This window comes from Gracilimonas sp. (assembly GCF_031581265.1).
Lineage (GTDB): Bacteria > Bacteroidota > Rhodothermia > Balneolales > Balneolaceae > Gracilimonas.
Map to the genome: position 1 here is coordinate 1 of NZ_JAVLBQ010000016.1, position 23,428 is coordinate 23,428.

Below are 23,428 nucleotides of genomic sequence, written 5' to 3' on the forward strand. Positions count from 1 at the left end.
CTGTCGGTGGGTGTTGGGGCTAAGGGCAACATGCCTATCTCATTATCTTCATTAGTTTTGATTCTGAGCTGTATCAGACTACATTTTCCTTGGCACCAACACCCCTCAAAATCAGTCAGGAATAGACGCTGACTGATTTATCTCCCCTACAGGGGAGACTTCACTTTCCTAAACTTTTGTCATCGAATTATCTAACATCTACAAGGATGACAACTTCTTGAAACTTTTAATTGAACTCAGGTTATAAACCTCTTTAAAATTGAGACAAGCTGATTTGGTTGATCCAAGTGGACCCGGTGTCCAGCTTCATGTACTACATTTAAAGTGGCCTCATTAATTTCCTTTTCCATTTGCCGATTGATGTGCACGAATTTAGTGTCGTTTTCTCCGGTAATGAGCTGAACAGGAATAGTAAGCTGACTTAATTCTTCCCGAACGCATGGCATGGTTCCCGTTCCAAAACCCTGTAAACTATTTGCGAGCCAGAAGGGATTTTGTTCTCTTTGAATTCGCTCAACGTCTTCCAAAAGTTTAGTGTCGGCATTAGAGGAAGCAAATAAGGGTAATTTTTTCCAATCCTCCAGGAAACCTTTAAAATTACCCGTAATGGAATCAGACCGACGGGCATCAAGCGATTGGCGGGCTTGACGTTCAGTTTCATTTTCTATTCCAAAAGTAGCACTTTCAAGAATAATTCCGCGATATAAATCAGGGCGATGCAGTGCTAATTGAAGCGCTAACCGGCCGCCCATGCTGTACCCATACAGATAAAGAGGGAGGGGAAACTGCTCGCTAATTAATTTGGTAACATCAGCCACTTGTTCTTTGGTCGAAAAACGATAATGCAACTCTGCCCCCTCAGTTTGTCCATGTCCCAGTAAATCTATTGTAATTGGATTTGAAAATGATTTCAGAGTCGATATGAGATGGGCAAAATTCTCTCCGCTTCCCATAAATCCATGCAAAAGGACGAGTGCGGGGAGGTGGTCATTATTTTGGTGGACTTCAAATTGATAAGAAATTCCTCGAACACGAATGTTCATGAGCTGTCATTCAAATTAAAATTCCAAAGGGCATGTCGTTGTTTCATTGATTTATCAGCATCGGTCATGCACTCTATGACATAGACACCATTCTGTTTTATCAGCTCTTTAAAAGTAGGAATAATTTGTTTCGGTTTTGAAATCAGTTCATGATGTACATTATGGGCCCTGCATAGTGCAGCAATTTTAGTTTTCTGCGGCGTTTCAAAAAATGCAGAATATTTAGATTTGATATTATGTACGGGAAGTATTCTAAATATAGTACCCCCGCCATTATTCAAAACTACAATAACCAAGGATTTTGAAACCTGATCAGCCAATAAGACTCCATTAGTATCATGTAGGAAAGCAATATCGCCGATCATCAGGCATCCTGGTTTGTCCAGAGATTGACTTAAGCCAATGGCAGTTGAAGTAATACCGTCAATGCCGGCCGCTCCTCGATTTACAAAGATTTCTTTTCCATCAAATTCACCAAATAAAGACATATCCCGAACCGGAAATGAGTTGGAGAGCATTGTAAAAGATTTCTTGGGTAAATGTTTAGTGATTTCAGAGAAAACAAATCCATCTGTGATTGGGGAAGAGGATGTCAAAAGATCTTTACGGTGACCGGTAAATTTTTTCTCAGCTGACTTCCATGATTTCAGCCATTTCTTATCCGCAGAACCGGTTACTTCGGGTATATGCAGAGGGGATGAAAGGTGTATTTGTTTATCAGAAGAAAGGCTCCCATCCGCCCAGTGATGAGGGTGCATGAATGATATTTGCAAGGCTTCTGTACAAGTTTCGAGATAATTATTTAATGCTTTACTCACCGGCTGCTGATTAAACCTAAGAATCAGGTCTGCTTCCAGTTTTTCAATATTCGCGACATTTTTCAAAAACCCATCAAATCCCTGAATGTTGTTTTTAGAAGTAGGAATATTTGAACCGGGCTCAGCTAAAATTGGAGCATTAATACGCTTAGCTAAATCCGCTATAAAACTGCTATCGGTATTGGGAAAAGAAGGTCCCACAATAATCAGGGGTTTTTCTGCGGAAATTATGTCTGACCAAAACGTTTCATCAAGTTCCGTTGGGGCAATGTTTAAGTCATATTTAGCCGAAGGGCGATCGGCTAATTTCTTATTTTCATCTTCAATCTGTTTCAAAAAATCAGAAGTAGGTTCAAAGGGCTTGGAGAAGCTGAAATTTAAGTGGGCTACACCCGAGTTTGAAATTGAACGTTGAACGGCTTGTTTTGCAGAAAGTTGAAGTCGTTTAAGATTTTTTTCATTTAATTTAGGCTCCCCAACTTCATGAAAGAATACCGGGTAATCCCCATAAAGTTTTACCTGGTCAATTGTTTGGGAAGCTCCGGTACCTCTCAAATGCGGAGGACGGTCGGCAGTGAGAACGATAAGGGGGACACCGGATTGTGCAGCTTCAATAACGGCAGGATAATAGTTGGCAGCGGCAGTACCCGAAGTACAAACGAGTACAGCCGGTTTCCCGGATGCTTTTGCTAATCCAAGAGCCTGGAAGCCTGCTGAGCGTTCATCTATGTTTACGAATGTTTCAAATCCAGGATGGGCAGAAAAAGCAAGTGTGAGGGCGGTAGAGCGTGATCCCGGTGAGATCACTACATGCCTGATATCTTCTTCAAACAGGGATCGAATGAAATGAGTACTCCAGTGGAAGGCAACATTCTGAGGATCATTTTCGGGCATGTTCAAGGGCCGTTAGCATTGGTATGAATTTTAGGTTGGTTTCATCCCATTCTTTACGGGGATTGGAGTTTTCTACGATACCGCATCCTGCAAAGAATCGAACCTCCTCATCTTTGATTAAACCGCTGCGGATGGCTACCACAAACTCACCCTGTCCGTGAGCATTGATCCACCCAATGGGAGCAGCGTACCAACCCCGGTCAAACTGTTCGAGTTTATTTATATACGGCATGGCAGCCTCTCGGGGATATCCACCCACAGCAGGGGTGGGATGGAGCTTGGAGAGGACTTCAGTTCGTGATACACCTTGTTTAATTCGGGCATGTACCGGAGTATAGAGATGCTGAACGTTTGATAGTTTTTTGATGCCGGGTAGAGCAGGATGTTCAAATATATCTGAAAAACGTTCAAGGTTTTCTTCAATAGCGTCCAGGACAATAGCATGTTCATTGAGGTCTTTTCTGCTATGCAGTAACTCATTTTCAAGTACAGCATCTTCAGAAGCTGTTTTACCCCGTGAAATACTCCCGGCTAAACCTTCTGTTAACACTTCACGGTCATGGAAAGAAGCCAATCGTTCCGGCGTACTTCCTATAAAAGCTGTTTCTCCATCCTGACTAATTAAAAATGAATAACAATCGGGGTATTGATTTCGGAGATAATTTAAAATTCGGGTACTCGATACCGGCGTCTGAAGCTTTACATTTAAATTTCGGGCTAATACAATTTTCTTAAATTCTTCCGCTTTAATTAAATCAGTTGCATTATCTACGGAGTCGACCCACCGGGAATATGCTTTAGAGTCATAACCCGGAATTTCAACTTTTGAAGTAAATATTTTATTGGTTTCGATGGTGTAAGTGCCTGCATCACAAATAGTATCCAATTCTTCGAGGGTGAGCAGAAATGAGTTGTATAATTTATTCTGAGAGGAGAAATCAGACAGCTTTTTTGTAATTGTGAGCACAGTAAAATTTCCATTCCGCACTAAAAGCCACTCAGGCAAAGTAAAGGAACCGGCTCCAAACTTTCTCCATTCTTGTCCAACATTATGATCAAAAAATGAAAAACCACCTAATAAATGTACGGTGGCAAGATGATGATTCACTTTTGAGACATGATGAATCTGCGATAGTAATTTCTTGCCTTGATCAGAAGCATTTCTAAATCGGCCTTTGCCGGTGGTCTGAATCCGTTCTATCGTTCCGGAGGCAGCAATAGAAAAGTTGTCAGAAGGTTTTTCCCAGTAGTAACTGAAGCTGTCTGTATTTGTTGACTGCTCCAATACAGCCAAAGGATCTACCGATGGAATTTGGATGGAAAGAGAAAGGTAATTTGGGCTTTTATCAGAATTGCTTGTAGCAACTTCGATGGCTTCACGCAAAGCTAATCCGCTTATTTGCTGCCGGAAGCATTCTCTAATGTCATTTAAAGCCGGATTCGTTGAATCCATACATGGATGATTTTTGAACTTTCAATTTAAATTGAAAATACGGATTTATGCACCAATGTTAAACTAATTATTAAAAAATTACAGAACGGTGGGGAAGGGCGTTTTAACTATTGAGCGTCATCATCACTGCCGGAAGCAAATGGATTGTAGATTCCATATTCTGTGGGGTCATACTCGGCCAATTTATAGAAATGTTCCCAGGCAGCTTCACTCTTTCCATTATCATCTACCCAGGTTGGGTGGCTTTGTTTGATAAGTCCTACAGCCCGCTTTGCATAGGTCACTCTTTCGTCGGTGTCTTCAATTCTTGGGAGCGCGGCAATCATAAGATCTAAATTGTAGCCACAGTCAAAATCTTTGGGTTTTTCTTGATGTATAAACATGAACTTGAGATAGGTTTATTATTTCGAGCCTAAAAGTAAGTGATTATATACTCAGTTTAAAATGAGCAATGCACTTTTATTCAAGTGACTCGTTAAATTATTTCTTAGTTTTGGCTCAAAATTATTAACAGACAACATAAGTACGCATATGTATCACAATTCAATCCTGGAAGCTGTTGGGGATACCCCATTAATAAAGCTTAATCATGTAAATGGGAATTCGGAAGGAACTTTATTGGCAAAGGTCGAATATTTTAATCCCGGCCATAGTATTAAAGATCGTATTGCAATAAAAATGATTGATGATGCCGAAGAAAAGGGATTACTAAAACCCGGTGGCACTATTATCGAAGGGACTTCAGGAAACACAGGTATGGGATTGGCATTGGTTGCCGTTACTCGTGGATATGAGTGCATTTTCACAACTACTGATAAGCAAAGTAAAACCAAAGTTGACTTGCTGAAAGCTTTGGGAGCAGAAGTAATCGTATGTCCCACAAATGTAGAAGCGGATCACCCCGACAGCTATTATTCGGTGGCCCAACGTTTGAGTGAAGAAATTGAAAATTCATACTACCCAAATCAATATCAGAACAAAAGTAATGTAGTTGCTCATTATGAGACCACAGGTCCTGAAATTTGGGAGCAAACGGAAGGAAAGGTAACGCACTACGTTGCTGGAATGGGAACCGGCGGAACTATCTCCGGGGCAGGAAAATACCTTAAGGAGCAGAACCCGGATATAAAAGTTATAGGGGTAGATAGTTATGGCTCTGTATATAAGAAATATTTTGAAACCGGAGAGTTTGATAAAAATGAAATCAAACCATACATGACCGAAGGTATTGGGGAAGACATTATCCCCGGCACCATTGATTTTGACTATGTGGATGAGGTAGTACAGGTAAATGATAAAGATTCTGCTTTGGTTACCCGTCGCTTGGCAAGGGAGGAAGGTTTGTTGATTGGTTGGTCATGCGGAGCAGCTGTTAAAGGAGCTTTGGATTATATCTCAGAAAACCCTTTAGGAAAAGACGATATAATGGTTATCATAATGCCGGATAGCGGAACCCGTTACATCCACAAAGTTTATAATGATGAATGGATGAAAGAACAAGGGTTTCTTGATTAAACAGTATTTTAATCTCACAATAATTAAACAGACTCATATAATATTATGGCAAAAAAAGATCAGACAATGAATCCCGGTAAAATGGAAATTGAACTTAAAGAAGATGAAGCGGCCGGGACATATTCAAACTTGGTCATGATTACACATTCTCCCTCAGAGTTTATCCTTGATTTTATAGCAGTGATGCCGGGCCTGCCGAAGGCAAAAGTGGTTAAGCGTATGATTTTAACTCCTGATCATGCCAAGCGTCTGGCTAATGCGTTGAATGATAACGTTGCCCGATATGAGAAAGAGCATGGAGCTATCAACTCAAATGACAAAGTGGACATGCATATGTACCGGGGCCCACAACCTGAGGCGTAAGAATTTCGAATGTTGAACATTCAATGTTGAATGGTCAGGTTATTTTTTAGCCTGGATCATCAGTCCTATCCCAATTATAAAAAAGAATATATGGGGCAGGGTAGCAGCCACCAAAGGAGGGATCGCTCCATAATAACCAAAGGGCTCAATAATCTTCATAAAAGCCAGGTATAAGAAACTGATGGTTAATCCTGCAGCAAGATAAGCCCCTTTACCACCTCTTCGCCTTACACTCGCAAAAGCAAAACCGATGATGATAACTCCGATAATAGAGAACGGATAAGCTATTCGTCCATATAATTGTACCTGGGGCAGTTCTATTCCTCCGGCGCCACTTCTTTCAATAGAATTGATGTAGTCAAAAGCCTCCGGGTAGGTAAGTTGATAGATATCTGAGGTTGTTCGAGCTAAATCTCTGGGAAAAATATTTATGGACGTGTCTATTTCGGTGTATTCGAATTCAGTATAACCCGATTCATGAAAAACGAGCTCTGTAACGTTTTCAAGTCGCCATTTTTGGGTTGAATCTACCCAAGCCATCCGGTTGGCTTCGGTAGTTTTGGTGAAATTATTATCATCAAATTCAATAAGGCGTACACGATAGGCTATCTGTTGTTTTTTATCAAAATAATTGACTTGAAGTTTGGTGTTTACTGACGGTTGACGGTAAATATTACTTTGATCTACCCGATCTGATTTGCTATGGAGGTATTGTTCCTCAAAGGCAATTTTTTTGGCATTCGATTTGGGTATAACAAAAGCATCAAGGTAGCTGATGGTGATGGCTGCAATTAGTGCAAAAAGGATGTATGGCACACTCAGGCGATATAAACTCACTCCTGCTGCCTTCAAGGCGGTAATCTCCAGGCGGTCGGATAGCTGCCCCGTCAAAAACAGACATGCTACAAAAACGGCTACCGGAAGCACTAAACGAGTCATTTCCGGGATGAAGTTCAGGTAGTAATTCCCGAAAATTTCAGCCATTACTGCTCCCTGATCGGCAAAATCATCGCTGTTCTCCGAAAAATCAATCATGATAAAAATGAAGATAAGCATAGCTAAGACCATCAGAGTAATGACCGTCAATCGAAGAAATATGTATTTGTCGAAATGTTTAATCACGGTTGGTAAATAAATCTTTGATGGAGAATCCGGTGGTTAGATGTATGATAAGGTAGATTCCGGCCAGAGAGAGTACAATATTAAAAGTCCACATTCCCACAAAGGGAGAGATGTACATCCGATCGGCAAGTTTCTCACCTTGTATAAGTGAAATCCAGTAGAAGGTTAGTACCACCGTGCTTATTAGGGCAGCCATACCAAAATTACCTTGTTTTGTCATGATACCTACCGGAGCTCCAAATAAAATAAACACTACACAGGCAAAGGGGATAGATAGTTTTTTATGAATTTCTACCAAAAACCGATTAATTCGTTTTTTACGCCATTCTACGTTTGCGTTAATAGATTCAACTTTACTTTTGTATTGTTTTGCTTGCCGGATAGATTCCTTTACCAATTCTTGCTGTATTCCAACTTTCTGAAATTGGTTTGGTATTAAGTAATTACTTGCAACATACGTGGCCTTTCTTGTACTATCCGGTAACACTAAGTTTGGTGCAAAGAATGATTCTTTGCGAGAATCAGCATTAATTGGATAGAGGGCAGGATTTTCTACCAAAGTATTTACCTGTTGGTCGATTTCTTTATTTAGTGAATCAACCACTGCAAACATGGCTTTAGCGCCCATGGTTCGGTCACTTTGGTTTCGGTCAGAGGGATCGGATCTCATAAAAGCAAGATCAGATAGATCTAATGTCATGATATGTTTTTGAAAAGCATTTCTCTCTATAGATTCATCAACATTTCTACGGGGGGGGATAAATGAAAGACTGTAGCCATTAATCAGGTGCATTTCCAGGGCTTGACTCCCCTTGCTCACTAAAGCACCTTTTTCAGCAATAATATAAGCTTGGTCTTTGTTGTTTTTGGGTTCCTGAAATAAGGTGATGTTGTACAGGCTATCTGTTTCATTATCGATCTCTTCAACTAAAAAGGTATATCCTTCAATCCCATCATAAAAAATGTTGGGTTTAAGATCGAAGCCGGGCTTTTTAACTCTGATGTCAATAAATAATGATCGTGCTTTTTGATTGGCTTCCGGCAATACATTATTCGAAAACCAGGCGAGCCCCACAAAAAGTAACCCGGAGGTAATAAGAACAGGTTTAATAATATTGAGTGGGTTCACCCCGGAAGAACGAAGAGCGGTTAACTCATTAAGTTCAGAAAATTTTCCGTAGGCCATCAAGGTAGCAACAAGCACAGCCATGGGAGCGGCTAATACCACCATATAGGCTAAATTGGTAATTATAAGCTCCGCAATAACTGTTAAGGGTATATCTTTGCCAATAAGCTTGTCGATATGCAAAATTAAAAATTGCATCAACAAGAGAAACATAAGTGTGAAAAAGCAAAACAGAAAAGGAAATACGTGCCTTTTCAGCAGGTCTAATTGTAATTTGTTAATGAACTTTCCCAATGGTTGCAGAGAACTAAATTTTTTTCTTATCTATAATAAATGATAGCCATTTATGTTGATGAGAAAAAGATTTCTTTTTTCAGATTATATTTTCAAGATATTCAAATATATGGTATTATCGGACGCAACCATTCACATAGTAATTTAAAAAAGAAAAACCAGATCAGCCTATCGCCAACAGCTACAATTAATTCGTAAATAACCGAATCAGTTATATACCCGGTGAATTCTTTTTTAAAGCCAGTATTTTATTTTTCATTTGCACTTTTAGTGAATGGGTTGCTCTTAATTGATGTAGCTAAAGCTCAAGATGCAACTGACACTACCCAAACTGTGTCTGAACCTGACAGTACGCTTGAAGGGTTTAGATATATGTTCAAACCTCCTGCAATTATTGGTGGTTTTCCATTTGCTGTAAATCCCGGCAAATTGTATTACATAAATTTAGGGAAGGAGCGTTTTACTACTGAGTGGGATTCTTCAGATACCTATAAAGTGAGCCGAAGAATTGATGGCTTGGATGTCTCTTTACCTACTATTTATAACTTCAAGAGTTATACCCTTGCAAAACGAAAGCAGCAAGAACGTCAAATCAGGTATAATCTTATTCAAGAGGGAGCTGAGGCTGAGCAACAGCAAAGCGGATTGCTGGATTTTAGTCTCGATATACCCGGGGGAGAATCTTCGGTGTTTTCAACCATATTTGGTAAACCCGAGGTCAACCTTAGAGTAAATGGATCGGCCAATATGAACGTGGGTGTGTCAATTCAAAATGTGGATGATCCCACTATTGAACCTGACCTGCAGCAGCGTATTGACCCCACATTCAATCAGAATTTGCAGTTGAATATTCAGGGAACTATCGGCGATAAACTTACCATCGCCACCGATTGGGATACCGAGCGGGCCTTTGATTTCCAAAATAGGTTAAGTATTAAGTATGAGGGATATGAGGATGAAATTATTAAGCAGATTGAACTTGGTAATGTCTCCATGGAAACCGGGAATTCTTTGATTCGTGGTGGTGCTTCCCTATTTGGTATTAAATCGGTGGCAGACCTTGGTTCTTTGAGAATGACATCCGTGGTTTCACAACAAAAAGGAGAGAGTAAAACGCAGTCAATTTCAGGGGGTACAGAAGAAACCGAGTTTTCAGTACGTCCGGCCCAATATCAAAACAACCGCCACTTTTTCATTGATTTCTATAATCGCCAGGAGTTTGAAAACAATGTAGCAGATCCACAGCAGTTGGGGCAGGCTTACCAAATTTCGGATTTGAGGGTGTGGATATCTGAACCTCAAGTTAATACTACTGATCCTGAGGCTATACGTGCTGCTGCTTTTGTGGATTTGGGAGTGGTTGAGAATCCGGATGGCACCTACACTCTTCCAAATCCCGAACTTGATGAAATTGACGACGCCTTATTGCAAGAAAACAGAAGTAATACGAGTGCATCCGCTGAATCTTTTAACGTAGCCGGAAATGACTTTTACAATGGATATTTTCGTCCTTTAACGGAAGGAAGTGATTACACCGTAAATAAAACCCTTGGGTATATCAGTTTGAACCGGACGCTTAGTTCGGGAGCATTACTGGCAGTTTCATTTGTACGACAGGGTGTACCTGGTGAAGGAATAAATTTTGTGGAAGTGGGGGATATTTCTCCACGGTCGTCAGGACTCACCTATTTAAAACTGATACGCTCCAACAATCCCACACCGGATTTAAAATCCTGGCCACTCACCATGAGAAACGTATATTCTCTTGGGGTTTCAAATCTTACACAGGATGGGTTGGAAATGGATATTAAATACACAGCCGATAACGTGGATGATACGAACCTTCCCGGTCGCAGTCGCCCGCTTTTGCAGGATCTTGGTCTTGACCGTGCTGACACCCAAGGGGCAACAAACCCTGATAACCTGATCGATTTTACCGGTATTGTCTTGGATCCGCGAAATGGAAATATAATGTTCCCTTACCTGGAACCATTTGGAAGCCGAATTCGGACGCTGCTTGAACAGACTTCGGCATCGGAAGAAGAAATTGAATCCTTAGTCTACAGCGAACTTTACAACGAGAGGCAAAACACAGCCGACCTTTCCAACAAGAATAACATATATATAATAGAAGGGTTGTCAAAAGGAGGCTCAACCGGAAGTTTCTCATTGGGTATCAGTATTGTTGAAGGATCGGTTAAAGTATTCGCAAATGGGAGTGAATTGACTGAAGGAGTTGATTACGAAGTTGATTATTCATTTGGAATCATCACCATATTAAGTGAAAGGTACCTGGCACCCGGGCAAGATATCTCCGTGGAGTTTGAGAGCAATCAGTTAAATGCCATTGGACAGAAAAACTTCACCGGCTTTAGGGCAGAATATGAAGTTAATGAGGATATAAGTTTTGGAGGAACTTATTTCCGGCTTAAAGAACAACCTCTGTCTGATAAAATCAGGATTGGAGATGAGGCTATAAACAATACCATTTTAGGTGTGGATGCCCAGGCAGAATTTGATACACCTTGGTTGACTCGTGCCATTGATTTTATCCCGCTTTTGCAGACTAAAGAAGAGTCTAACATTAGCGTAAGTGGAGAATTTGCTCAACTACGTCCCGGCGTGGTACAAACAAATGCAGTCCGTGATGCCATAGATAACAACAAGTTATTTAACGATGAGGAAAACGGGCTCTCCTTTATAGATGATTTTGAAGGCTCAAAATTCAGTATTCCATTGATGAGTCCGACACGATGGAATTTAGCTGCGGCTCCGGCTGCGGTACCGGGATTTGGTCCTGATGAAGCCTATTTCGAAAATCCTGATTTTGACCCACCCAATTCTTTGGAGTCCAAAATTGCCCGGTCAGATTTAAGAGGTCAGTTTTCATGGTACACCATCCCCAGAAACATTACCAATATTTTGGGCGGAGTAGCAGAAACTCCGGAAGCTAACACGGTATTAACACAAGATGTATTCCCGGGAAGGGAAACCAATAACGTTCAGGAAGATGTAATAACGACTCTTGATGTGTACTACAATCCCACCGAGAGGGGGCCGTACAATTACAATAAAAACCTGAGACATCATCTCGAAAATGAGCCCGAAAATCAATGGGGTGGAATGACTATTGCCATTCCTTCGGGGCAGGAAGATTTGACCCAAAACAATGTGGAGTTTATAGAATTTTGGGTGCAGCCGGTATTACCCAATGGACAAGATCCGAATGCAGGTGATATTGAAGATTATGACGGCAAAATTTATATCGATCTCGGTACCATCTCAGAAGATGTGGTTCCTAACTTTGATCTTAATACCGAGGATGGTTTGGCTACAAATATTTCGAATCTTGAACCTGATAATTTTGGAGAAAATATTCGATCTTTTGTTCCTGCAAACCCAACAGCACCACAGGGACAGTTTTCAAATGAAGACCGGGAATTGGAGGACGTTGGTTTTGATGGAGTTCCCAGCAGCAATGGCTTTGATTCGGAAAAAGTAGAGGCTGCTCTTTTCAGTGCTTTCATCGATTCCATGCGGGTAGCTTACGGAGCCAACAGTCCTGAATTTCAGGCTATTTCCGCCGACCCTTCTAATGACGATTATGTGTTTTATGGTGAATCAAAAGTATCAGATTTACCATTGCATGAGCGTTTTCATCGAGTATTAGGCTACCATGAAGGAAATACCCCCAATGCAGGAGGCGATAAGCGGGCCATCACTCCAAGACCGGATTCTGAAGGGTTAGTAAGCCGATCTAATGTGGAGACCAATAATAATTATTACCAGTATGAAATTGATTTCAATCCCGCAGATTTTAATAATTTGCAGATTGGGAGTGAGGGGACCTATATAGTTGATAAAGTACCCGGAGACCGCCAACAGGACCGATGGCACTTGGTGCGTATCCCCCTGGAAGAATTCAAGAGGAAAGTGGGCGATATCGATGGTTTCAACAACATAACGCACGCCAGAATGTGGATGTCAGGATATGAAAAACCATTTACTATGCGTTTTGCCACATTTGAGCTAATTGGGAGTCAATGGAGAAAAGTGGAAGAGATTGACGAAACCCGTAACGCCACCGGCGAATTTCGGGTTTCCACCATTAATATTGAAGAAAATGCCAATCGGGCTCCGGTACCATATCGTCAGCCTGAGGGTGCTATTCGGGCCGTAAACCGAGCTGCACAGGTGCAAGCCTTAGCAAATGAGCAGTCTATAGCATTAGGGGTAGAGAATTTAGGTCCCGGTGAAATTCAAATGGTTAAAAAGGTATATCCGGGTGGGTTGAATCTTTTAAACTACTCAAACATGAGAATGTTTGTTCACGGGGAAGGGTACTTTGATCAGAACAAGCCAAATGATGGCAGGAATGATGTTGAATTAGTTATTAGAATGGGTACAGATCTCAATAGCAATTACTATGAGTACAGGCAGCCTATTACCCCTTCTGATCCTAATTTCTCCTTTTCAAACTACGATCCCGATGGCGGAGGAAATTTATTAGCTGATGCTGAGGAAGTTTGGCTTTATGATGAAAACAGCATGAATATTATTTTAGCTGCCTTTAATGAACTAAAGCAAATTCGGGATCAGCAGGGTGCTTCCAATATGTCTGAACGGTTTGAAATAGCCTTGTCTCCTGAAGAAGATGATGCCGTGGAAGGAGCCAGAATTGCCATTAAAGGAAATCCATCATTAGGACGGATTTCAGAATTGGGAATGGGGATTAGAAATCCATACGACCCTTCAGATGTTAGCTCTCCCGGTAAACCAAATTTAAATGGAGAGTTTTGGCTGAATGAGCTTAGAGTTTCCGGATTTGATAACGAAAAAGGCTGGAAGGCCAATGCCAAAGCCAGTTTTAAACTTGCAGATTTTGCCACTGTGAATACCAACTTTACTCGTACAACAACCGGCTTCGGCGGACTTGACTCAAGATTGGGAGCTCGCAGCGTTTCTGATGATTTTGGATACGACCTGAGTTCAACCGTAAATCTACATAAACTGCTACCCGATCGATACGGCTGGAATTTCCCGGTAACGGTATCAACACGTAAGAATGTCTCAACTCCCAAATTTTTACCCAATCAGGGGGATATACGCCTGGAAGATTTCATTAATGCCACAAACGACAATGAAGAACTTTCAGAATCAGAAAAAGAGGCAAGGATAGACCAACGCATTAATGAAATTGAAACTGTTCAGGATAATTTTTCTTTGAATGTCTCAAATATCTCAAAGAATAATTCGCAAAATAAACTTGCCCAATACACCATAGACAATACCACATTGAGTTATGTGTATAACGAAGGAAGTTCAAAAAATCCTGAAATTCAGCTTCAAAACGACTGGAATTACACCACCTCTATTCAGTATAATTTATCTTTCAATAACGTAAGGCTTTTACGACCATTTAGTTTTACTGAAAATGTTCCGGTGCTTAATACATTATCAGGTTTACGGGTTGGATACATGCCGTCTTCCATAACGGCCTCAGCTAATTTAAATCGATCATACACCGAGAAAAGAAGGCGTTCAAAAATCGATGAACAGGGGATGGAAGAAATTCAGCCTATACAGCAAAGCCACACATTCAATCAGCGTTCTACCTTTGGGTTGAATTATAATCTCACCCCGTCTATACCAATTTCTTTTAGGACGAATACAAACTATGATTTATCGAATGCAGGCCGAAGAGACGTTCCTGTTAGTAATGTTGAGGCCGATTCAGCCTCCTATCAAATTAACCCTTCATTTGAGGTGCTGAACGGTATTTTTACCGATTCACTTTCTGCCAGGAGATCCAACTATGAGGAAACATACACTGCAAGCTGGAATCCAAATTTTGATCAAATTGGGTTTTTAAGCTGGTTCAGTTATCAAGCCTCATACAGTGGAGGATATAGCTGGACCAACAGTCCAAGAGGTTCGAATCTCGGGTCTAACGTTGGCAATAATTTCAGGTTAGATCATTCTGTGGGCTTAGGCGTTGGTAGTTTGATTGAGAAAATACCTTTTTACAATAAACTGCAAGAAGCCGAATCTGAATCATCCCGCTCAAATAACAATCGACCTGCTGCCAACGGAGAAGCTTCCGAGGCGGACAGTAGTAATTTTGTAGTGGATGGAGCCAAGAGTATTGGGAGGAAGTTGGTACTCTCATTATTGAGTATGAAAAGCATTGATATCTCTTACAATCAAAATAAGACATCAAGCCAAGCCGGGTATCGCGGCGATTCTCAGTTATTTTATGCTTTTTCAGAAAGCGGAGAATCGAATTTCTCTCCACCGTTTGGATACCGTTTGGGTTTTATGGATGAACTTCCTCAGTCACAACTTATTCAGGAAGGGCCATCCGGCAGAACTATTACCCTGCCCAAGAATAACAATTATTCCGATGATATCACGATGGGTACAAAGCTCGAGCCATTTTCAAATTTATCAATAGACCTGAGCTGGAATACAAAGTGGGATGAGCGAACAACAGATAACGTGGCTTTAACACCTGCAGGTGATTTTGGCTCTACAGTATCCTCGAGTGGTAACATAAGCTCATCAGTTTGGGCTTTTGGCGGGGGATATCGCGACCTGTTCGAATCACAGTTGAAAACGGCCTTTGATGATTTTGATGGCACAAATACTATAAGTGATGAAACCGGGAATAATGATAGCCGCATTGTATTAAACAGAAATACCTTAGCTGAAGACTTTAGAACTGCGTACCTGAGTGGTGGAAGAAGTACGGTAGGTGAGAAAAATTATACGCCTATTCCTTTGCCAAACTGGCGTATAACATGGTCAGGTATTGAGAACTATATTCCACTTTTGGGAGGTTTTATGACGAGGGCTACTTTAAGCCACAGTTATTCAGGCAGCTACAGACTTGGATGGAATTTGAATTCTATAACCGGAGAGCAGTCACCACAGGGTATTGGAAGCTTTAATGTTATCGATGTGAAGGATAAATTTGAGCCGGCCTCAATAAATGTTGAGAAGCGTTTTTCACCTTTATTGCAGCTAAATGTGACCTGGGAATCGAACCTAAGAACCCAAATCAGTTATGAGAAAAGTAACACCAGCAGCCTGGCTTTATCGAGTAAAACGGTAACAGAACGTCAATCAAAAGGGCTTACGACTTCAATTAACTATACATTCAGAGGAATTACGCTCCCATTTTTCCCGAGAATACAGAATAATATTGATGTAACCATAAATGGAAGCCTTGCTGATGATACCGAACAAAAGTTTTATCTGAGCCAGGATATTGGAGAAGCCCTTTCGGTGGATGGTACAGGGGAATTTCCAGGGGATGTAAATCAATATGAGATTACCGACCCATTTGTTACCGGTCAGACCAGAATTAATGCATCATTAGTTTTGGGATATCGCTTCTCACAAACTGTAAGCTCTAATTTTGAATATACCTTCACAAAGGTTGAACCGAAGTCATCTGCCTTTCCTCCCCGTACCAATCATGATATCAGGTTTAGTTTCAGAATTGCCATTCAGTCCCGATAGTGGAAACCTGAGTTCGATTTATATTGATTTACAAATGGCTTTACTTGTCACTCTTTTAGATGTTAAGTAATTCGTTGACAGTTTTCGTTAAACTGACCAGAAAAAGTCTCTCCTTGAGGAGAGATCAACAAATCAGTTGTTCCTGATTTGTTGTGAGAGGTGTTGGTACCAAGGATGCTTCAGGCTGACATAAAATTGGGAAAATGAGGTTGTAAAAGCAATGTTGGCCTTGGCTCCAACACCCACCGCCCGACTTCGCATCCGCTCAGTCCGGCACCTCCCTCCCCGACACACGTGTACGGGACAGGCAAGGGAGGACTTTTTCAGTATGATTCAAAAAGCTATTTTGTGTCCAAATTATCTGACGTCTACAGGGATGACAACTTCTTGAAACTTTTAATCGAATTCAGGTTGGAAGAGTTTTATTTCTTTCTGAGCATAAACATTCCCCAAAATAAAAAGGAAATCCCTACACATAAGAGAGGGAGCCAATTCCCAAAACGGGTGTAAAGCGTTTGGGTAGTTTTGTTTTGAATGGTACCCACAAAGCCCGTTCTTACCCAATAATCTGTTTGCTGAATAACCTCACCGTTAGGAGCAATAATACCAGAAATTCCGTTATTGGCACTTCGTGCTATCCACCGGTCAAATTCTATGGCCCGGAGTTTGGCATAGGCAAAATGCTGAAGATGTCCTGAGGTATTTCCCCACCAGCCATCGTTGGTGATAATGGTCAAAAAAGTAGCGTCTTGCCGGACGAATGTTCGAATCCATGAGGGATAGACTGAATCGTAACAAATAAGTCCCGGTGAAGAAAAATGGTCGGTGCTAATCATATCAGCTGTATTCCCTCTGCCAAAACCGGCAATACTGCCCCAATCAACCCAGTTAAAAACATCCAAGGCAGCTATGTTGTTCACAAAAGGTATGCGTTCTACAATAGGGACGAGATTTGCTTTCTCATAATCTGAAATGATGCCATTGCTGTCAACAAATAAGGTGGCATTAAAAGCATTATATGGTTGCCCTTGGTAGGTGCCGCGAGAAAGGCCTTCAAAAGACTCCGGATATGTTTTGAATAAACCCGTTCCGGCAATAAAGCTTGTATTCCAGGCTCGGGCTGAATCTGCCACTCTTTGTGCTGCGGCTGAGTTTGTGAAAATGTAGTCGTCAATGGCATTTTCCGGCCAAATGATAAGGTCGGTGGATGGTGTTTTTGTTCTGTAACTCAAAGCTATCAAACTATCCATCACTTCATGAAGTCCGCTCATGCCTCCGTAACTCATGTAGGAATCATGATTGGGCTGAATGATAGCGGCTTGAACTGTGTCATCTGACGTTTCATTTAATGGCTCATAATCCTCATATAAAAAGAGCGATGAAATTGGGAAAATAAGAAATACTGTCAGTGCACTATATGCGATATGTTTCTTTTTGTGAATGATAAGCTGATAGGCAAGAGCAGAGCTCAAAACGACCCAGAATGAAATCCCCAAAAAACCGGTAATAGAAATATATTGAATGATACCAATCCAGTTTGCCCAGGCATTACCAAGGGCCAGCCAAGTCCACGACAAATCCCAGTTGTGGTGCAAAAATTCATACCCAACCCAGGAAGCCGTTTGAAGGAATGCTATCAACAGGGGAGAATCACTTCTGTTTGAGAAATATTTCCCGAGACATAATGGGATGGTCATAAGTACACTATTGGCAAGAATAGCGGCTATACCAGCAGGGAGGCTTGCCATCATAAGCCAATATGTTCCAATCAAATTCCAGACTACAAAGCAAGCGTAGCTGTGATAGGCAAGTTGCTTGTAGGAGTCTGTATTTCCGGAAAGATGAAAAAGTAAAACAAAAGCCGGAAAACTCAGAAAGGATAAATTAACAGGAGGGAAGCTCAGCCCTAAAAGGATACCGGCAGTAACAGAAACAGCCCAATTGTTTTGCAAAAAACCTTTCATTCTGAATACCCTTTTCCTGAAATTACTACCACAATTTCTCCTTTAATGGAGTCCCGTTCTTCAAATTCTTTCTTCAACTCAACGATACTTCCGCGCACGGTTTCCTCAAATTTCTTTGTTAATTCTCGGGCTACGGCAGCCAAGCGATCATTCTCAAAATATTTTTCCAGTTCGCCTAAAAGCTTAAGCAGCCGGTTGGGGCTTTCATAAATAATGAGGGTTCTTTCTTCTTCGGCCAGTTGCTTAAGTCTTTTTTGCCGCCCCTTCTTGTGTGGCAGAAATCCTTCAAACACATAACGATCACTTGGCAGCCCACTGGCTATGAGCGCTGTTGTGGCTGCGTCGGGCCCCGGGATTACGGTTACTGTATGTCCCGATTGTTTTGCGGCGCGTACGGCTAAAAAACCGGGATCTGAAATACCGGGCATTCCGGCATCGCTGACTAAAGCTACGTTTTGAGCTGCATCCAGAATATTTGTCATATGCCCAACTTTACGATGCTCATTGTGTTGATGAAACGAAAAGGAAGGTTTATCAATACCAAACTGTTGCAGCATATTGCCGGAAGTTCGGGTGTCTTCGCACGCTATATAATCCACTGATTTTAAAACCTCCACAGCTCTGGGTGAAAGGTCCTGAAGATTTCCGATCGGGGTTGCTACTATATAAAGTGTGGACACGTAATAGGGTTGTATTTTAGAGTTGAACAAATATCAAACTACAACCTGCAAAAAACAAACGGATTAACTTTGGAATTTCCTGATCGGGTTGTATGTTTGAATCCTAAATTATAAATCTACACATAACAAATATGGATTTTACACCAACCGGACTAAATCACATTACAATCAGGGTAAATCGCATTGATGCTTCAAAAGAATTTTATGGAGACATCCTGGATCTTGAATTAGTGAAAACGATGGGGCAAAGCATGGCTGTATATAGAATTGGTGAGAAAGATACCCTCGTCATTGTTGAAGCAGAGACAAGTTATGATCCTACTTCCAGAGATTTTCGGGTCGATCATTTTGGGTTTTATGTGGATAAACCTGACCGGGTTGATGAACTGGCGAAGTATTTTAGGGAAAAAGAGGTCACCATTATGAGCGGACCGGCGAATCGAAAAAAGGGCCGTTTTTTATTTATATCAGATCCTGACGGAAACATGATAGAGTTTTTCTATGAAGAGGAAGAATGATATAGAGCAAGAATTAGATCAAAAAGAATTTGAAAGTGAACTTGACCGGGATTTAAGTACCCAATACAGGAAATTAGATGCATGGGAAAAGTTACATGAGGATAAAAATCCTTATGTAATTGCGGCAATGAATTTCTTTGCGTCTCTTGTTTTCTTTGAGGCGTTTTATTTTGTAATCAAATTGAACATTAACTACATCACATTGGGATACACCATGGAATTTTTTGAAGTGATGGACCCTTTTTTACACGTAACTTTCTTTGTGATATCAGTAATGGCAATTATCAATAAAAGATCAGCTGTAGATGTGATAATTGAGCGTTGGCCGTTTTAAAATTATCTAATATTATTTTGCAGAAAGTGAGTTTTATAAATCAATACAAATGGAAAAACGTATCCAATGAATAATGAGGTGGTGACGGGAAAAGCTTCTTTTACGATTGAAGTACCATATAAAATTATTGAGAAAGGACGCAAAGGAGAAGAGAAGCCATTGATTGTGTATTTGCACGGTTACAATCAAAACATTGAATATTTTGAAAAGAAGATGCGTTCGATGTTAACATTGGAAGCATATCATTTATTTATACAAGCGCCATACCCGATATACGATTCCTCAAGGAAATTGAAAGTTTCAAGATGGGGGCGTGCATGGTATCTGTATGATGGGGAACAGCAGCAGTTTCTGAAGTCATTGGAGAAGGCATCTGGGTTTATTGACAATGTTATCGAGGACGCTACCCAAGGCTTTAAATCATCCAGAACCTGTGTTTTGGGATATTCCATGGGTGGGTACCTGAGTGGTTATTATGCACTTTCGAGGCCACAAAATGTTGATGATTTAATTGTAATAAGCGGACGAATCAAAACAGAGGCTTTTGAGGGCAGAAGGGAGCAGGCAAGCCATTTAAATGTGTTGGCAGTTCATGGAAGTGAAGACGCCAGCGTATATCCCGAACCGCAAAAGAAGTGCATAGAATTACTTCATAAAGAAGGATTCAACACAACGTTTATAATGGTTGATGAAGGGCATAAGTTGGTGCCCGTCTTCGTTGAAGAATCTAAAGACTGGTTACTTCAAAAAAGTTACAGGAAAAGCTGATATTTTTATTAAACTTTTAATTCTAATGTTTGTTAAGTTATTTTAACTTAATTATCATCTGAGCTGTTAAGTCTCTTTAAAGTCATAGTGATTAAATAACACTTAGGAAGGAAATGAATATACTTGTAATTGAAGACGATCCATCTGTTCGTACTTTAGTTAAGGCGGTACTCGAACACAATGGCAATTCCGTAACCACCGCAGACAATGCCGAAGATGGTGAGTCTGAAGCCGTTGAGAATGAATTTGATATGGTAATCCTTGATCTCGGATTACCTGATAGAAATGGGTACGAGGTATGCAAAAATCTGAGGGATAAAAATATTGATACACCGATGCTTATCCTTTCAGGTGAGCAGGAAACAGATGTAAAAGTAAAAATGCTGAAAGTGGGTGCCGATGATTATCTCACAAAGCCTTTCAATACAGAAGAATTGATAGCAAGAATGGATGCTATTAAAAGAAGGTCAGAGGCGGCAGGAGATAAGCAGTTGTCTTGTGGAGAGTTGAGAGTAGATCTTCTTAAAAGAGAATTTTATATCAACAATGAGAAAGTGTCGCTAACAAATAATGAATTTAACTTGCTGGCATACTTCATGAAAAACCGCAATCGTGTGATCACCCAGGAAGAATTAGCTGAAAAAGTTTGGGACATTCATTTTGATACCCAGACCAATTATATCAATGTGTACATCAGTTACTTGCGAAAAAAAATCCGTGAACATACGGATGTTGATTACATAGAAACCATTCGTAAAAAAGGATTTGCTTTCCGCTGCGAATAAGAAACTAATTCATAAAGTACATCAGTCTCGCAAGTATTCTATTTGCGAGACTTTTTTATATCAGTAAAATGAATCATTCTGAAAGGAAAGACTTAGTCAATTATTTGAAAGAATTTGCTACTGAAGCTCGATGGGATAAGTTTGTGGAAGTAGCCAAGCAACGGACCCGTTACATTTCAGTAGTTGTTGAAGATATTTACCAATCCCATAACGCCAGTGCCGTACTTCGAAGCTGTGACGGGTTCGGAATTCAGGATGTCCATATTATTGAAAACCAAAATAATTTTGATGCTTCCAGCCAGGTTACCATAGGTGCCGATCAATGGCTGACATTACATCGGTACAATGAGCCCGGTATGGATAACACCGAGGCGTGCTTTTCAAAGTTGAAAAAGGAGGGATATCGAATTATTGCCACCACTCCTCACGAAAATGATACCAACCTGAATGACTTGGATCTTAACCAAAAAACGGCCTTAGTATTTGGCTCTGAAATTGATGGAATCAGTGAACGAGCCAAGGAACTTGCAGATGGCTTTCTAAAAATTCCTATGGCCGGATTCAGTGAAAGTTTTAATATCTCGGTGAGTGCAGCCATATGCCTGTACAATATCACCCGCAGATTAAGAGCTTCCTCCATTGACTGGATGTTAACAACTGAAGAAATTGATCACCTTACCTATAACTGGCTAAAGAAATCCATCAAAGCCGGGGATCAATTGGAGAGAAACTTCCTTAAACAAAAAAATTGAAGTAGACAGACGGATCTATTTTCATGTTTCACTCAAAGAAAAATTATCGTGGCAACCGCTGATCAATATCTGCAACTGCATAAGCAAAAACAGCCATCGTAGCTATACATTCGTTGAAATCTTCTTTGTCCAGTTTATCCATAGTGTCAGAGGCTGTGTGGTGATACCAAAAGTATTTAGAGCCGTCCACGACCAACCCCATGCCCGGAACGCCGTCTTGCATCAGCGGGCCAATATCTGCGCCGCCTCCGCCTTTAGTTACTTTACCGGATTCTATGGAAACCAAGGTTTGCCCAATTTCACTCAAAACCTGGTAAGCTTCATCAGTCCCTGAAAATCCAAAACCGATGGGATCGAATACCCCCGCATCTGATTCCATAGCAAGCACGTGGTTATCCAGTGATTGTTCCTCATCTTTTACCCAGCGGTGATATTCATTAGCTCCACGCAGGCCATTTTCTTCATTAGTCCATAGCACTACCCGAATAGTTCTTTTGGGTTGTATCCCCGCTTCAATCATTAAACGGACTGCTTCCCAGGCCGCAATACATCCACCGCCGTCATCCATCACTCCCTGACCAATGTCCCAAGAGTCAATATGGCCTCCCAGAACGATAATTTCTTCAGGTTGTTCAGAACCTTTAAGTTCGGCAATCACATTTCTGGATTCGGTATCAGGAAGGGTTTGGGCATTCATATTTAGTTGAACTTCAATTTTTTCGCCACGATCATACAGCCTTTGAATCAACATAGCATCTTCAACAGTAATAGCCGCGTGTGGAATTTTCTTGACGCCATCCTCATAATACATAACACCGGTATGAGGGGTTTGCATGGAAAAAGGACCCACCGAGCGAATCAAACTTGCTACGGCGCCGTGTTTAGCCGCTTGCACTGCTCCATTGGTGCGATATTGTACGGTTCGTCCATAAGAAGTGAATTCAGCATTAAAGAGGACAATTTTACCGGCTACCTGATCTTTTACATTTTCAAGTTCTTCAAAATTTTTGACTACTATCACTTCGGCAGAGATACCGCCTTCAGGAGTTGCAACACTTCCGCCCAGTCCAAGCATAGGTAGGTTTTTCTTTCGGGGTGAAATTAAGGTAGCAGATTCTTCACCACGCACCCAATGGGGCACCATTACCGGCTGAGTCCAAACCTCATCAAAACCATCTGCTTCCATGGTTTCTACAATCCAGTCGATGGAATTTTCCAGGGATTCACTTCCACTAAAGCGGGGACCAAAAGTATCAGCCATATAGGTGAGCCGCTCCCAGGCTACATCACTACCAACTGCTTCACTGATCAACTGGTAGATATTTTCTTTATGATCATGAGATAGTACATCTTGGCCAAATGCCTGAGTATAAACTAAAGACAGGTTCAAAAGAAGAGATAGAGTAAGGAATTTCATATAGACTTTGATTCAGTTAAAAGACGAATCAAAGTAAAAGAAAAGCAACCTTTAAATC

At 40.9% G+C, this 23,428-nt stretch carries 17 protein-coding genes; 8 read left to right on the forward strand and 9 right to left on the reverse strand.

Annotated elements, in window-relative coordinates:
• Positions 1–236: 236 nt before the first annotated feature.
• From menH to RI561_RS07335, 4 genes are all read right to left on the reverse strand, one after another.
• Positions 237–1,043, reverse strand: coding sequence for a 2-succinyl-6-hydroxy-2,4-cyclohexadiene-1-carboxylate synthase (menH, locus tag RI561_RS07320; RefSeq protein ID WP_395079580.1), 807 nt, complete (start codon positions 1,041–1,043; stop codon positions 237–239).
• Positions 1,040–2,755: a 2-succinyl-5-enolpyruvyl-6-hydroxy-3-cyclohexene-1-carboxylic-acid synthase gene (gene menD, locus RI561_RS07325; protein ID WP_395079581.1), complete on the reverse strand. Its 1,716-nt coding sequence runs from the start codon at positions 2,753–2,755 to the stop codon at positions 1,040–1,042. The genes menH and menD overlap by 4 nt, the downstream gene beginning before the upstream one ends.
• Positions 2,742–4,208 (reverse strand): isochorismate synthase MenF, encoded by a 1,467-nt coding sequence (locus RI561_RS07330; protein ID WP_395079582.1) that lies wholly within the window; start codon positions 4,206–4,208, stop codon positions 2,742–2,744. The genes menD and RI561_RS07330 overlap by 14 nt, the downstream gene beginning before the upstream one ends.
• Positions 4,209–4,315: 107 nt before the next feature.
• Complete coding sequence (locus tag RI561_RS07335) at positions 4,316–4,591, reverse strand: DUF4290 domain-containing protein (RefSeq protein WP_395079583.1); 276 nt, start codon at positions 4,589–4,591, stop codon at positions 4,316–4,318.
• A 148-nt stretch (positions 4,592–4,739) separates the two neighbouring features.
• On the opposite strand from RI561_RS07335, the gene RI561_RS07340 reads away from it, so the two are divergent.
• Positions 4,740–5,723 carry a PLP-dependent cysteine synthase family protein gene (locus tag RI561_RS07340; protein ID WP_395079584.1) on the forward strand — a complete coding sequence of 328 codons (984 nt, stop codon included), beginning with the start codon at positions 4,740–4,742 and terminating at the stop codon, positions 5,721–5,723.
• A 45-nt stretch (positions 5,724–5,768) separates the two neighbouring features.
• Positions 5,769–6,086 (forward strand): DUF3467 domain-containing protein, encoded by a 318-nt coding sequence (locus tag RI561_RS07345; protein ID WP_395079585.1) that lies wholly within the window; start codon positions 5,769–5,771, stop codon positions 6,084–6,086.
• Between the two features lie 39 nt (positions 6,087–6,125).
• On the opposite strand, the gene RI561_RS07350 is transcribed toward RI561_RS07345, so the two are convergent.
• Both RI561_RS07350 and RI561_RS07355 read right to left on the reverse strand, forming a co-directional pair.
• Positions 6,126–7,208 (reverse strand): LptF/LptG family permease, encoded by a 1,083-nt coding sequence (locus RI561_RS07350; RefSeq protein WP_395079586.1) that lies wholly within the window; start codon positions 7,206–7,208, stop codon positions 6,126–6,128.
• Positions 7,201–8,628, reverse strand: coding sequence for an LptF/LptG family permease (locus RI561_RS07355; protein WP_395079587.1), 1,428 nt, complete (start codon positions 8,626–8,628; stop codon positions 7,201–7,203). Before RI561_RS07355 ends, RI561_RS07350 begins: the two co-directional genes overlap by 8 nt.
• Before the next feature lie 222 nt (positions 8,629–8,850).
• Here RI561_RS07355 and sprA point away from each other — a divergent pair, with 222 nt between their 5' ends.
• The gene (sprA, locus tag RI561_RS07360; protein ID WP_395079588.1) at positions 8,851–16,152 is read left to right on the forward strand and encodes a cell surface protein SprA; all 7,302 of its coding nucleotides are present in this window, start codon (positions 8,851–8,853) and stop codon (positions 16,150–16,152) included.
• Between the two features lie 422 nt (positions 16,153–16,574).
• On the opposite strand, the gene lnt is transcribed toward sprA, so the two are convergent.
• Together lnt and rsmI are read right to left on the reverse strand one after the other, a co-directional pair.
• Positions 16,575–18,116, reverse strand: a complete 1,542-nt coding sequence (gene lnt, locus RI561_RS07365) for an apolipoprotein N-acyltransferase (protein WP_395079589.1) — start codon at positions 18,114–18,116, stop codon at positions 16,575–16,577.
• Positions 18,113–18,796, reverse strand: coding sequence for a 16S rRNA (cytidine(1402)-2'-O)-methyltransferase (rsmI, locus tag RI561_RS07370; RefSeq protein WP_395079590.1), 684 nt, complete (start codon positions 18,794–18,796; stop codon positions 18,113–18,115). Before rsmI ends, lnt begins: the two co-directional genes overlap by 4 nt.
• 131 nt (positions 18,797–18,927) lie before the next feature.
• On the opposite strand from rsmI, the gene RI561_RS07375 reads away from it, so the two are divergent.
• The 5 genes from RI561_RS07375 (at position 18,928) to RI561_RS07395 (ending at position 21,953) form a co-directional block, all read left to right on the forward strand.
• Positions 18,928–19,314: a VOC family protein gene (locus tag RI561_RS07375; RefSeq protein WP_395079591.1), complete on the forward strand. Its 387-nt coding sequence runs from the start codon at positions 18,928–18,930 to the stop codon at positions 19,312–19,314.
• Positions 19,298–19,648, forward strand: a complete 351-nt coding sequence (locus RI561_RS07380) for a hypothetical protein (protein WP_395079592.1) — start codon at positions 19,298–19,300, stop codon at positions 19,646–19,648. The genes RI561_RS07375 and RI561_RS07380 overlap by 17 nt, the downstream gene beginning before the upstream one ends.
• Before the next feature lie 66 nt (positions 19,649–19,714).
• Positions 19,715–20,416, forward strand: coding sequence for an alpha/beta hydrolase (locus RI561_RS07385; RefSeq protein ID WP_395079593.1), 702 nt, complete (start codon positions 19,715–19,717; stop codon positions 20,414–20,416).
• Between the two features lie 113 nt (positions 20,417–20,529).
• Positions 20,530–21,201, forward strand: coding sequence for a response regulator transcription factor (locus tag RI561_RS07390; RefSeq protein WP_395079594.1), 672 nt, complete (start codon positions 20,530–20,532; stop codon positions 21,199–21,201).
• Between the two features lie 68 nt (positions 21,202–21,269).
• Positions 21,270–21,953: a TrmH family RNA methyltransferase gene (locus tag RI561_RS07395; RefSeq protein ID WP_395079595.1), complete on the forward strand. Its 684-nt coding sequence runs from the start codon at positions 21,270–21,272 to the stop codon at positions 21,951–21,953.
• Between the two features lie 43 nt (positions 21,954–21,996).
• Here RI561_RS07395 and RI561_RS07400 read toward each other — a convergent pair whose 3' ends face one another.
• Complete coding sequence (locus RI561_RS07400; RefSeq protein ID WP_395079596.1) at positions 21,997–23,370, reverse strand: M28 family metallopeptidase; 1,374 nt, start codon at positions 23,368–23,370, stop codon at positions 21,997–21,999.
• Positions 23,371–23,428: the final 58 nt, after the last annotated feature.